General features: G+C 43.8%; 11 protein-coding genes and 2 pseudogenes. 10 read left to right on the forward strand and 3 right to left on the reverse strand.

Annotation, left to right across the window (positions count from 1 at the left end):
• Positions 1 to 688: 688 nt before the first annotated feature.
• Positions 689 to 1,657, forward strand: a pseudogene (locus B092_RS14220) (Abi family protein).
• Between the two features lie 179 nt (positions 1,658 to 1,836).
• Here the strand turns inward: B092_RS14220 and arsC are convergent.
• Entirely contained in the window at positions 1,837 to 2,205 is a 369-nt protein-coding gene (arsC, locus tag B092_RS0110560) for an arsenate reductase (glutaredoxin) (RefSeq protein ID WP_018575209.1), read from the reverse strand.
• A 399-nt stretch (positions 2,206 to 2,604) separates the two neighbouring features.
• On the opposite strand from arsC, the gene istA reads away from it, so the two are divergent.
• The 7 genes from istA (at position 2,605) to B092_RS0110600 (ending at position 9,593) form a co-directional block, all read left to right on the forward strand.
• On the forward strand, positions 2,605 to 3,642 hold the full coding sequence (gene istA / locus B092_RS0110565) for an IS21 family transposase (protein ID WP_026253734.1): 1,038 nt from the start codon (positions 2,605 to 2,607) through the stop codon (positions 3,640 to 3,642).
• Positions 3,626 to 3,880, forward strand: a complete 255-nt coding sequence (locus tag B092_RS0110570; RefSeq protein ID WP_018575211.1) for an ATP-binding protein — start codon at positions 3,626 to 3,628, stop codon at positions 3,878 to 3,880. The genes istA and B092_RS0110570 overlap by 17 nt, the downstream gene beginning before the upstream one ends.
• Positions 3,881 to 3,883: 3 nt before the next feature.
• Positions 3,884 to 5,421 (forward strand): IS3 family transposase gene (locus B092_RS0110580; RefSeq protein WP_408637649.1). Its coding sequence is split into 2 segments (ribosomal slippage): positions 3,884 to 4,391 and positions 4,391 to 5,421, totalling 1,539 coding nucleotides; the frame shifts between segments, so codons are not numbered across the junction.
• A gap of 106 nt (positions 5,422 to 5,527) precedes the next feature.
• Positions 5,528 to 6,058, forward strand: a complete 531-nt coding sequence (locus B092_RS0110585; protein ID WP_018575214.1) for a cupin domain-containing protein — start codon at positions 5,528 to 5,530, stop codon at positions 6,056 to 6,058.
• 444 nt (positions 6,059 to 6,502) lie between these two features.
• On the forward strand, positions 6,503 to 7,024 hold the full coding sequence (locus tag B092_RS14225; RefSeq protein WP_018575215.1) for a 5' nucleotidase, NT5C type: 522 nt from the start codon (positions 6,503 to 6,505) through the stop codon (positions 7,022 to 7,024).
• Between the two features lie 61 nt (positions 7,025 to 7,085).
• Complete coding sequence (locus B092_RS0110595) at positions 7,086 to 8,498, forward strand: dihydrolipoyl dehydrogenase (protein ID WP_018575216.1); 1,413 nt, start codon at positions 7,086 to 7,088, stop codon at positions 8,496 to 8,498.
• A gap of 156 nt (positions 8,499 to 8,654) precedes the next feature.
• Positions 8,655 to 9,593 (forward strand): ZIP family metal transporter, encoded by a 939-nt coding sequence (locus tag B092_RS0110600; RefSeq protein ID WP_018575217.1) that lies wholly within the window; start codon positions 8,655 to 8,657, stop codon positions 9,591 to 9,593.
• Positions 9,594 to 9,625: 32 nt separating this feature from the next.
• Here B092_RS0110600 and B092_RS0110605 read toward each other — a convergent pair whose 3' ends face one another.
• Both B092_RS0110605 and B092_RS16150 read right to left on the reverse strand, forming a co-directional pair.
• Positions 9,626 to 10,222 carry a superoxide dismutase gene (locus B092_RS0110605; RefSeq protein ID WP_018575218.1) on the reverse strand — a complete coding sequence of 199 codons (597 nt, stop codon included), beginning with the start codon at positions 10,220 to 10,222 and terminating at the stop codon, positions 9,626 to 9,628.
• Between the two features lie 246 nt (positions 10,223 to 10,468).
• Positions 10,469 to 10,600 (reverse strand): annotated as a pseudogene (locus tag B092_RS16150) (anti-virulence regulator CigR family protein); the annotation flags it as partial.
• Positions 10,601 to 10,867: 267 nt separating this feature from the next.
• On the opposite strand from B092_RS16150, the gene B092_RS15480 reads away from it, so the two are divergent.
• Positions 10,868 to 11,383, forward strand: a complete 516-nt coding sequence (locus tag B092_RS15480) for a Crp/Fnr family transcriptional regulator (RefSeq protein ID WP_197933405.1) — start codon at positions 10,868 to 10,870, stop codon at positions 11,381 to 11,383.
• On the forward strand, positions 11,334 to 11,531 hold a 198-nt coding region (locus B092_RS14755), incomplete at its 3' end, for a DUF1153 domain-containing protein (protein ID WP_156813072.1). The genes B092_RS15480 and B092_RS14755, both read left to right, overlap by 50 nt.

The raw sequence follows: 11,531 nt of genomic DNA on the forward strand, positions 1-11,531 counted from the left end.
GGCGCGATCAATGTGTTAAGGGCGGGACACGCCCGGTTAGCTTGTGCAGAGACTTCGCCTGTAGGTAAGGGCGTCGGGCCAAGAACCCACCGAAGCGAGTCAGGCGATGGTCGCCTGAACGCCGTAGGAATCCCCGTTCTTTAGGGCGGGGAGGATGTCAAAAACGTTGGCAGTTATGATTGCAAAACCTCACGACTATTTGAAACTATCAACGCTGCTGCTAAGTCGACCTAAATCAAGGTTGAAGTCGGCAGTGTTTAAAAGCATTGTTAATTTGGTTTTGTAGGCGATGAGCATATTGTTAGCCGGCTTTATATATTAAAGGGCTATCACTCAGGCCGCTAGCCCGATAGTAAAATAGTAGGAAAACCACTCGATTATAAATGAGCTGGTATAGAAAGATCAGGATGTGGGGAGTTTTTTACAGCTCTGCTCCTAGTTAGGCGTACCAATTGATGGTATTAGCGATAATGACTGGAATGATATAGTTTGTTTTGACGGTATGATAGTAGAATCATTGAGCTAGCTTATCTGTGAGTATTTAAAGAGTGTGGATAAGCAGAGAGCTTTCCGGAACGAGCAAGTATTTAGGCTACTGTCGAGTTTTTCTCGTTTTATTGAACAGATGCAAATCTATAATCAGGCTCGTTGATTAGTGGAAAAGTATTTGGAGTAAATAATTTTAAAAATGAATAGAGTTAAACCGTGGCAGTCTTACCCCGAGCAACTTCAAATCCTTAAAAGACGAGGCCTTCAAGTCGAGGATGATGAGGCAGCTTTAAGATATTTAGCGCGTATTGGTTATTATCGTTTGAGTGGTTATTGGTATCCTATGCGATTGATCAATCAAAGTGCTTCAGCACGACAGAAAAGACCTATTCGTTTAGACCAGTTCGTAGACGGGAGTCGCTTTGAGGATGCTGTTCGGCTCTATATTTTTGATGCTAAGCTTCGATTACTCGCTTTAGACGCGTTAGAGCGTATTGAGTGAGCAGTACGAGTTGATGTGGCTTATCTATTGGGAAAGCTTGAACCTTGTGCACATCAAAATCCAAAGTATTTGCATGGAAGTTTCACTAAACAGCCCTTAAAAACCGGACATAATACTGGAAAAACAGAATACCAATTATGGCTTGAAAAATATAATCAACAACTTAACCGTTCACGACGAGAGTCTTTTGTTGAACATCACAAGCGAGTGTATGGAGGTGAACTACCGATTTGGGTAGCAATAGAGGTGTGGGATTTTGGAATGCTGTCAAAGTTGTATTCAGGCATGAAGTTAGGCGACCGAGATCGTATTGCTCAAAAATATGGAGTAGAGAGGGGTAAGAACTTTGCTAGCTGGCTACGTGGTTTGAACTTCATACGGAACGTTTCAGCACACCACAGTCGCTTGTGGAATGTTAACGTGCTAGAGCGTTCTTCTGTACCCAAAAATGTAGATTGTTGGGAGCTATTAAATAATCAACGGCCTTTTTTATATTTTTGTTTTATGCAACAGATGCTACAAGTGCTTTGCCCTAATTCAAGCTGGTCGCAGCGTTTTTCAGACGTACTTAATGAGTTTCCATCCAAGAAGAAGTTCATCCTTAACTTAGCAGACTTTGGATTGGTAAAGGGTTGGGAAGAGTGGGATATCTGGAAGTGGAAATGAGAGCCGACGCGTACCTAGAGTAAATCCATGAAGAGGCGCCGAGCATATTAGTTATTATATTAAGGGATATAGCTCATTTAGTCAAGCTAAGTAAGAGTTCACAAAGCTCACTAGGAGTGTGGCATGAACGAAGATCAATTATAAAAGATGGTTCATTATGAGTTTTTGAATAACTCTTCTTACCCCACCTTTGCCTCAGGCAAAATTTCAAATAAAATCTCTTTAGGGCGACATTGGCGAGTGCCATTTGGGGTCACGACCACAGGGCGTTCCATTAAGATAGGCTCTTTTGCTATCCAATCAAGTAATTCATCATCAGACCATTTAGGGTCGTCCAAATTATTCTCTTGGTAAATCGCTTCTTTTTTGCGCATAAAGTCGCGCATAGCCAGACCGGAATCCTGTACCAACTTTTTTAACGTTTCTTTGCTTGGTGGATTTTTGAGATATTCAATTATTTCAACCTCAAAACCTGCGTTTTTGATGAGTTCTAAGGTGTTGCGAGAAGTGCCGCAGCGTGGGTTATGGTAAATAGTGATATTAGTCATTTATTGTTTTCCTTAACGTAAACATAAACAAAATCAATTGTTATTTTTAATGAAATCGTCTATGCAGAAAATATCAATGCTTTTAAAGAAGCATCAATAGCAAAGGTATTGTTTACATCATAATCGAAACAGCCAGAAAATTAAATTCGAGGGAGGTAAATGACTTTGTTAAGCTATGTACATAGAGCGTCTGACAAGCCGCTATTGGGTAAAACGATTAGACAGGCTTTAGACCAAGCCACTGAGGTTTAGCACGCTACGCTCTGAATTTTTCTCAGAGTATTATATTCTAATAGATGTATATTTTATATATTGTTATCGGCAATGTAATAATGACCCCCAATCGGCAGTTGAATTTTGACCCCCTAGTTTTTAAACTAGCGGTTTTTCAGACCGCTTATGTTAACTCAGGAGATGGTTGTGACCATACAGGTGTTAAAAAGACAGGGGCAATCGATCAAAGCGATTAGCCGAGAAACGGGTATTTCACGTAACACCGTTAAGAAGTATCTTAACGAAGAATCGACTGTGCCACAGTATCAGCGAAGTTCAAACAGAGAGAGCAAACTCGAACCCTATAAGCCATATATTCAGCAACGTATCCAAAGCGCCTCACCCGATTGGATACCGGCAGCGGTACTGTATCGGGAGATTGTTGAGCTTGGCTATCCCGGCAGGATACGCATACTGAGCGACTACGTTGCTCAATTTAAGCCCGCTGCCTCAATTGAGCCCTTGGTGCTTTTTGAGACTGAACCCGGTGAGCAATTACAGGTGGATTTTACAATTATCCGTCGTCAGGGGCAGCCACTAAAAGCGTTTGTAGCGACCTTAGGTTATTCCAGAGCGAGTTACGTCTACTTCTTTGATAATGAACGCAGTGAATCATGGTTAACGGGGCTACAGCAGTCTTTTGACTTCTTTGGTGGCGTACCGAGAGAGGTATTATTTGATAATGCTAAAGCCATTATTTTAGAACGCGATGCGTATGGTGTTGGTGAACACCGCTGGCACTCTCAGTTACTTCTGCTGGCCAAGGAGTATGGTTTCCGGCCTCGTGTATGTCGTCCTTATCGTGCTAAGACGAAGGGTAAAGTGGAACGATTTAATCGCTACTTAAAGGGCAGCTTTATCGTGCCTTTGCAGGCAAGTTTACGTGCCGAGGGACTCAAGCTGGATGTGCCAACAGCCAATGGTCGTATTGGGCACTGGTTGACGAGCGTGGCCAATGCTCGCGTACATGGCACAACACAAGAGACACCTAATCACCGGCTCATCAAGGAGAAAGTGGCCTTATTGCCGTTGCCGATAAGAACCGGCAATATGGTCATTACGCGTTCGTCAAATAAAATGCCAATGCCGATTGAGAGCTTACAGCATCCTTTATCCACCTATGATGCATTGTTCTTAGGAGAAGGCCATGAGTTTACAATCTGAACGCATTGCCGACATGTGTCGGCAATTAGGTCTTTATGCCATGGATGAAGTCTGGTCTAAGGTGGCTGAACATCACCTAAACTCGGAAGGCACCTATGCTGACTTTGTGGAGAAGCTCCTTTCTGAAGAACTAAATGCTAAAGCGCTTAGGTCGCAGAGCACCTTACTTAAATTAGCGACGCTACCGAACATTAAAACGGAGGTGCGGACAAAAACTTGGACTACTTTAGATAGGTAGATCATGTATTCATATGAACAAATGATAAAAGCAGTTAAGCTTTATATCAAACTTGGGAAACGCACTGCATTAACAATTCAAACCTTAGGTTATCCCACTAAGAACACGTTAAAAAGTTGGTTTAAAACCTATCAGCTTCATGGTGATTTACCGCAAGGGTATGAACGTAAAAAAACGTTATTTTCGGCTGAACAGAAAACAAACGCAATAAGTCATTATTTTGATAATGGTTGCAATATTACGTACACGGCACGCTGCCTTGGCTATCCGTGTCGAGCAACGCTCCGTAAATGGTTACAGGAACAACATCCTGAGCTATTTAAGTCAGAGTACCATCTTACTAAGACAGCAAACTTTAACCGTCAACAAAAGACTCAAGCGGTGATTACTCTCCAAGCCCGGAAAGGGTCGGTAAAACAAATAGCAAATATGGTTGGTGTTAGTCGTCAAACACTATACCATTGGAAGAATCAATTACTTGCCAATCAGGAGATGCGAGCTATGAGTGATTCAACCATAAAGAAAAAAATATCAAGCATGATGATTTACTTAAAGAGAAGCAGACGCTAGAACAGCAGGTCAAGCGACTCCGTATGGAGCATGACATCTTAGTTCAAAGCAATGAATTATTAAAAAAAGAGCTGGGTATCGACAAAACAAAACTAACAAATCGTGAGAAAACTCAGCTTGTTGATACCCTAAAAAACGACTACCCCCTTCTCATATTGTTGCAGTCGGTAGACCTTGCTCGAAGCACCTACTTTTATAATAAAAGCAGATTAAATACGTGTGACAAATACGCAGACGTTAGGGCTAAAATGGTCGAACTATTTCATGAGAACTATCAAAGTTATGGTTATCGACGCATTGTTAGTGAATTAAAAAAGCAACATATCGTGATTTCAGAAAAGGTGATCCGGCGGCTGATGGCAGAAGAAAATCTAAAAGTCACGTTCAGTCGAAGAAAAGGCTTTAATGCTTACTGCGGCGAGTTTAATCCTGCACCGGAGAATCTCTTAAAAAGAAACTTTAAATCAAAAGCACCTAATGAAAAATGGTTAACAGACATTACTGAAATTCGCATACCGGCAGGAAAAGTTTATCTATCCCCTATTGTGGACTGCTTTGACGGCTTGATTGCCAGTTGGTCGATAGGAACTAGTCCTAATGCAAAGTTAGTCAATACGATGTTAACCAGTGCGATTTCCACTCTGAAAGACGAACAAAAGCCAATCATACATAGTGATCGAGGAGCGCATTATCGCTGGCCGGAATGGATGAGAATTGTTGAAAAGTCAGGGCTTGTACGTTCGATGTCGAGAAAAGGATGCTCACCAGATAATGCCGCTTGTGAAGGGTTTTTTGGTCGATTTAAAAATGAATTTCTCTATAATCGTGATTGGAGCAATGTCTCCATATCAGAGCTGATAAAACAGGTAAATGATTATATTCAGTGGTATAACGAAAAGCGCATTAAGCAATCACTAGGTTATAAAAGCCCCATCCAGTATCGGCAAGAGTTGGGATTAATTGAGTCATAAACCAGTCCAAGAAAAGATCCGCACCTCCCGGGGGTCATTTTTAAATTGCCGTTGACAATATGTTATGATTGAGAATCGTTATCATTTAAAGTAATGGAATAAAGTCATGCAGCAAGTAAGTATATATAAGTCACGATCTGCTCATCCTCAGTCTAGTGGTCATGGATATGCAAGTGTTTTCAAACGATTATTAATCGGACTGGCGATGATCAGCAGTGTGGCTATTGCATTTTCTGCCTCGGCCCAAGAGATGGTTTTACATGGCCCACAAGAAGCAGCTAATTTTGCCGGCGAACCTTCTGCTAGCGGTTCGCGCGCCTTGGTGTTGTTATCATATGGAGAGGGTACGGTGCGCGTTATACGCGTATGGTATCCACCAAATGTAGAGCTACCACCGCACGGTGCGATGCAGGAGGGTCAAGCAGCGATTGTAACTGTGTTAGCAGGTGATATGAAACTGGCTATGGGCAGTGAATACGACGAGAGTAGGCTTGAAACACTACCGGTGGGTGGTGCCTTTGTTCTCACGCACGAAAATGCAGCTCACTTCGCCAAAACAGGTGCGGCCGGAGCGCAGTTATTGTTGGTTGTTGGGCCGGAAAAAGAGTTGAACACTGCCATGATCGGTCGTGAATAGCTTGTCTGATTCATTGTTTTATAGGTGAAGCGAGTGACGTTTAGTGTTATCTCGCTTCACCTTTTCTTTTTGTTGGTTTGGGCTGAGCTTAATCTACAGTCATCATAACTTTCCTAAACTGTTGCTTGGACTCCAAATATTGATGAGTCTCAACGACATCATCGAGTGAAAATCCTTTGTCTATGGTAGGCAATAATACGTCGGAAGCTATGACTTGAGCGATAAAATCTTGGACACGAGCTAGGCGATTAGGGTTTTGAGTCACTTCTGTGCAGACATAAGCGCGAAAACTGAGAAAGTTGGTTAACTTTTATGACGGCACCACAGAGCTAAGCGAGCTATTTACGAGCTATTTATTCAATCAGTTGGAGAACTTTCGAGAGCGCATGAACTTTAAGCTAGAATCTAGACTAAGAAATTATCTTTTTATCAAAGGGCTTATGCATGGTCAAGACAGTTTATTTCGATATGGATGGAGTGCTGGCTGATTGGGTCGAAGGCTTTACAAAATTGTTTCCCGAGCTGCCTTACAGTCAATACAATGCCTTTTCGACTAAAGAACAAAAAGTGTACCGAAAAGTGATTGACGGCGAGGGCGACTTTTATAGGGATCTGCATCCCTTTATGCCGGTGGTTAATGCCTTGGCGGAGTTAAGGACCTTGGGCTATCAGGTTGAAATTCTCAGCTCTGTTGGTAAATTATTCCCGGAGAGGGTTATTAAGCAAAAGGAAGCTTGGTTGGCGGAGTATGTAGAAGGTGAGGTGGTTGCTAATTTTGTTCATAAAAGTGAGCATAAAGCACGTTACGCCACTGCAAACACCTTGCTCTTAGATGACCGCTCTAAAAGTGTTGAACCCTTTCTAAAGGCCGGAGGTAAAGCGGTTATTTTTCATGGTGACAGCGTTACTGAGGCACAGGAAGTCGTTGGGCTTGTGACAAAAGCGTTTGCAGATGAGCTTGGTTAAAGGTAGAATATATATTAGCATTATCTAATTTATAGATCATTATTCAAGAAAGGGGTTAATCATGAAAACACGTCAAGTTGATGTCGCTATCATCGGTGCCGGTACGGCCGGTTTATATGCGCTGCGCGAGGTGAAGCGTGCGAAGAAAAGCTTTGTTTTGATTGATAGGGGACCCTTAGGAACTACATGCGCCCGTGTCGGTTGTATGCCCTCAAAAGTTGCCTTACATGCCGCAGAATTATGGTCTATGCGTGAAGAGCAAAAGCGATATGGTATTTCAGGGACTGAAAAGCTAGTGATTGATCGTACAGCGACTTGGGCAAAAGTCCGCAGCATGCGAGATGGTTTTGCCGGTGGTGCTGCCGATAATGCCATTAAGTCGGCCGGTGAGCATTTGCTGATGGGTGAGGCTAGCTTTCTTGAGCCTACCGTCTTACAAGTTGAGGACAAAGACGGTCTACAGCGTATTGAAGCCAAGGCAGTGGTTATTGCCGTCGGTTCCCGTCCGGTAGTGCCGAGCATTTTAACCTCTTTTAGTGACTATTTAATAACTACCGATCAACTTTTTGAGCTGGAGAAGTTGCCGGAACGTCTTGGTCTGCTTGGTTTAGGTGCCATTGGTTTGGAAATGGGTTTAGCAATGCAGCGCTTGGGGGTTGAGGTGGTGGGTGCTGATATGGCAGAGACCATTGGCGGCATTCGTGATCCTGAAGTTGCAAAGTATGCGCAGCAAGCCTTTGCAGAAGATTTGCCCATGTTCTTAGGAGAACCTGCCAGACTAGAGGCCGCTGAACAGGGAGTGCAATTAGTGAGTGGGGACAATAAAGTGAGGGTGGATAAGGTGTTGGTCGCTTTAGGTCGTCGTCCCAATATTGATCAGTTGAATTTGGCAGAAGCCGGTTTTAAGCTGGATGAGCATGGTATGCCTAAATTTAATCTTAATACCTTACAAATAGAAGATTATCCGGTCTATCTAGTGGGTGATGCTAACGCCCATCGCACCTTAATGCATGAAGCCTCTGCTGAGGGGGCGATTGCAGGGTTTAATGCGTGTCGTGAGGTAGCGCAGGCCTTTGAGCGTAAGACTTCTTTAGCGATCGCTTTTACTCAGCCTGATATCATTAGCGTGGGTGCCGGTTTTAATGACTTAAATGAAGACGAGGTGCTGATTGGCACCGCCTATTCAAAAAGCGATGGTCGTAGCCGTATCCTTTCTTCAAAAGAAGGTGTGTTACGCATTTATGCCGATAAAAAAGACGGGAAATTGTTAGGTGCAGCCATGGTGGGTGCCAGGGCCGAACATATTGCCCAGTTTTTAGCATTGGCAATCTCTCAGAAAATGACAGCGCGTGAGCTGTTGGCAACGCCTTTTTATCATCCGGTGGTCGAAGAGCTGGTTCAGTCAGCTGTACAAAATATTGTGCGAGCAATGCCGGAAAGTCCTTATCCATTTGGTTTAACAGCAATTAATTAATTGGGCTTGCAATGCGTGCATTTACTACTTAAATTTATTTGAACTATTAAATTTTTCAAAAATATCAATCATTAGCATGAGCAATTATTGTTAGAATAGTACGGTTGTTTTTAGCTACTACTACAGACAGTATTGATACAGGAATGCAGTTAATTAATGAAAGATAAAATTCATAGTGAATCGGCACCCTTATCCAAGCTTAAGCGCCCCGTCAGTGTCAGGCATAGTATTAGATTGTGGGTAGGGTTGCTGATCTATGCCGCAGTGATTATCTTAATTTCACAGCAGCTGTGGGATTATATGCATGAGCATCCAGTCGTTTTACGCGCACTTATTGGCGGTTCAATTGCAGCGTTAGCGACTGCCATTGGTACGACACCGGTCTTGTTCTCACAGACTTTATCACAGCGTACCCAAGACACACTCTATGGTTTTGGTGCCGGTGTGATGCTGGCTGCTTGTGCCTTTTCTTTGATCATACCGGGGCTTGACGCAGTCAAGTCCATGGGAGTTATGGGTGGCGGTCCATGGGTTGCGAGCGGTATTATTGGTGCCTCCATGCTGATTGGTGCCGGAGCGTTGATGCTGTTAGATCACGTGCTGCCACATGAGCATTTTATTAAAGGCCGAGAAGGGCCCGCGGATGCCGGTCGATTGCGCCGCACCTGGTTATTTGTGTTTGCTATTATTTTGCATAATATCCCGGAAGGATTGTCAATCGGCGTGGCTTATGGTGTGCCTGGCGAGGTATCCGGTAATGCCTTAGCCGTAGGTATTGCCATTCAGGATATCCCTGAAGGTTTAGTGGTGGCTGTTGCCTTATTAGCTGCAGGCTACAATCGATGGTTTGCCGTATTGATTGGTGTGCTGAGTGGACTCATTGAGCCAATTGCAGCGGTCATTGGTGCGATTGCTGTTGTGGGTTCAGCCAATTTATTACCTTGGGGCCTAGGCTTTGCTGCCGGAGCGATGCTCTTTGTTGTCAGCCATGAGATTATTCCTGAATCACATCGCAAAGGCCATGAGCGCTGGGCTACCAGCGGTTTGATTATCGGCTTTGTATTGATGATGATGCTTGATACCGCACTTGGCTAATCAGCGTGTTTGCTTCGCCCATAAAATACTAATTAGGCAATGGCTTCTGCATAACGGCGATTAACTTCATCCCAGTTAATGACATTGAAAAAAGAAGCGATGTATTCAGGGCGACGGTTTTGGAACTTCAAGTAATATGCGTGCTCCCAAACGTCAAGGCCTAAAATCGGTGTATTGCCGGTCATGAGAGGGCTGTCTTGGTTGCCGGTGCTCTCAACAACAAGCTTCTTCTCAGGGGTAACGCTCAACCAGGCCCAGCCACTACCGAAGACAGAAACGGCTGCTTTGGTGAAAGCGTCTTTAAATGCATCAAAACCACCTAAATCAGCATCGATAGCTTCAGCTACTTTGCCGTTAGGGTTGCCACCGCCATCAGGTGACATAACAAGCCAGAATAGGCTGTGGTTAGCGTGGCCACCGGCGTTGTTTTGAACAAACTGGCGGATGTTCTCAGGTACTTTGTCAAGATTAGAAACTAACTCCTCAATCGCAGGGAAATCTAAGCCGGCTTCTTGAAGTGCGTTGTTAGTATTAGTGATGTAAGTCTGGTGAATTTCCATCGTCTGTGCATCAAGATGTGGCTCTAATACATCGTAAGCATAAGGTAAATCAGGTAATGTATAAGACATAAAACCTCCTATTGGTTAGCTAATGCCAATTGAATGGCTGTTAGTGTAGATTAACACTAAATTGCAGTGCACCACTTCAAATAGATATTAATGATAATCATAACCATTTGACTGTCAGCTGACAAGATTGAACTCATAGTTAACAGGGGTAAAAGCCAAAGAGCGATTCCCGTACAATACAGCAATCAACCCTTTGGCTAGAAACTAAGTTGTGAGTTTATTCACTAAAAGCAGTGCCTATCACTCTTAATCAAACACGTCAAAAAGGACATCAGCAATCGATACTAAATCAGATCCTGCGACACGCCACTCATACCCCGGATATCTCGGTAGGCGAGTTAAGAAGGAGCCCGGCACTGTTTTTTTGGCAATTGCGGGACGATGATTGATAACGGCTATATTGAAGTGATTGCTGATCGGGTCGGTGATGACACGACCTTCGCTAAGATCATTGAAATGGTTGAAGAGACGCAAGAATCCAAAACCACTACTCAAAAGTTCTTGGACCGATTCGCGCAGATTTACACGCCGGCGATTGTTATATTATCCATCTTGGTCTATCTAATATGAGGTAACGCCGAAATTGCACTCACCTTCTTAGTTATTGCCTGTCCCGGCGCTCTAGTTATCTCAGCTCCTGTCTCTATGGTTGCAGGTATTGGTAACGGTGCACGTAATGGTGTCTTGTTGACATCCTCCCCGTTCTTTAGGGCGGGGAGGATGTCAACTTATGACGAATTGGCTATCATTGCAGATAAGGCAGCGATGCGAGTGTATGAGCGAGGCGAGTTTGTCCATCGTGCCGGCGAGCCGTCAGACAAGCTATTTATTGTGCACACGGGACAAGTTAAGGTGTATCGATTGTCAGAGTCGGGTAAAGAGCAGCTTGTGCGTATTTTGAGACCCGGAGATTTTGCCGGGGAGAACCTGTTTTCATCTGCTGCCCAAGATTCCTACGCCGAAGTCACGCAAGCTTCTGAGATCTGCACGATTTATCAAGCCGATATGCAAGAGTTGCTGCGCCAGTATCCGGACATCAGTCTGCATATATGTAATGACCCAGTAAAAACCTGCTCAGGTCTTAATTTGATATTATGGAGAAAATTTGACCATGAGTACAGAGATGAAGTCAGAGAATCGTCGTTGGACAGCCAAGCGTAAAAGTGCGTTAGTGTTAGATGTTTTTAAAGGTAAAACCACCGTTTCGGAAGCAAGTCGGGCCTATGATTTATCCCCTTCCGAGATTGAAGGATGGATTGAGGAGGCCATTGGGGGCATGGAGAATGCCCTACGAGCAAAACCTCACGAT

It is taken from the genome of Oligella ureolytica DSM 18253 (genome assembly GCF_000373745.1).
Taxonomy (GTDB): domain Bacteria; phylum Pseudomonadota; class Gammaproteobacteria; order Burkholderiales; family Burkholderiaceae_B; genus Oligella; species Oligella ureolytica.

Bases quoted from the DNA above. Each gene is read 5' to 3' on its own strand.
- B092_RS0110605 (WP_018575218.1), bottom strand. From the start codon at position 10,222: ATGTCTTATACATTACCTGATTTACCTTATGCTTACGATGTATTAGAG.
- B092_RS0110595 (WP_018575216.1), top strand. From the start codon at position 7,086: ATGAAAACACGTCAAGTTGATGTCGCTATCATCGGTGCCGGTACGGCC.
- istA (WP_026253734.1), top strand. From the start codon at position 2,605: ATGTTAACTCAGGAGATGGTTGTGACCATACAGGTGTTAAAAAGACAG.
- B092_RS0110600 (WP_018575217.1), top strand. From the start codon at position 8,655: ATGAAAGATAAAATTCATAGTGAATCGGCACCCTTATCCAAGCTTAAG.
- B092_RS0110585 (WP_018575214.1), top strand. From the start codon at position 5,528: ATGCAGCAAGTAAGTATATATAAGTCACGATCTGCTCATCCTCAGTCT.
- arsC (WP_018575209.1), bottom strand. From the start codon at position 2,205: ATGACTAATATCACTATTTACCATAACCCACGCTGCGGCACTTCTCGC.
- B092_RS0110570 (WP_018575211.1), top strand. From the start codon at position 3,626: ATGAGTTTACAATCTGAACGCATTGCCGACATGTGTCGGCAATTAGGT.
- B092_RS14225 (WP_018575215.1), top strand. From the start codon at position 6,503: ATGGTCAAGACAGTTTATTTCGATATGGATGGAGTGCTGGCTGATTGG.
- B092_RS15480 (WP_197933405.1), top strand. From the start codon at position 10,868: ATGGTTGCAGGTATTGGTAACGGTGCACGTAATGGTGTCTTGTTGACA.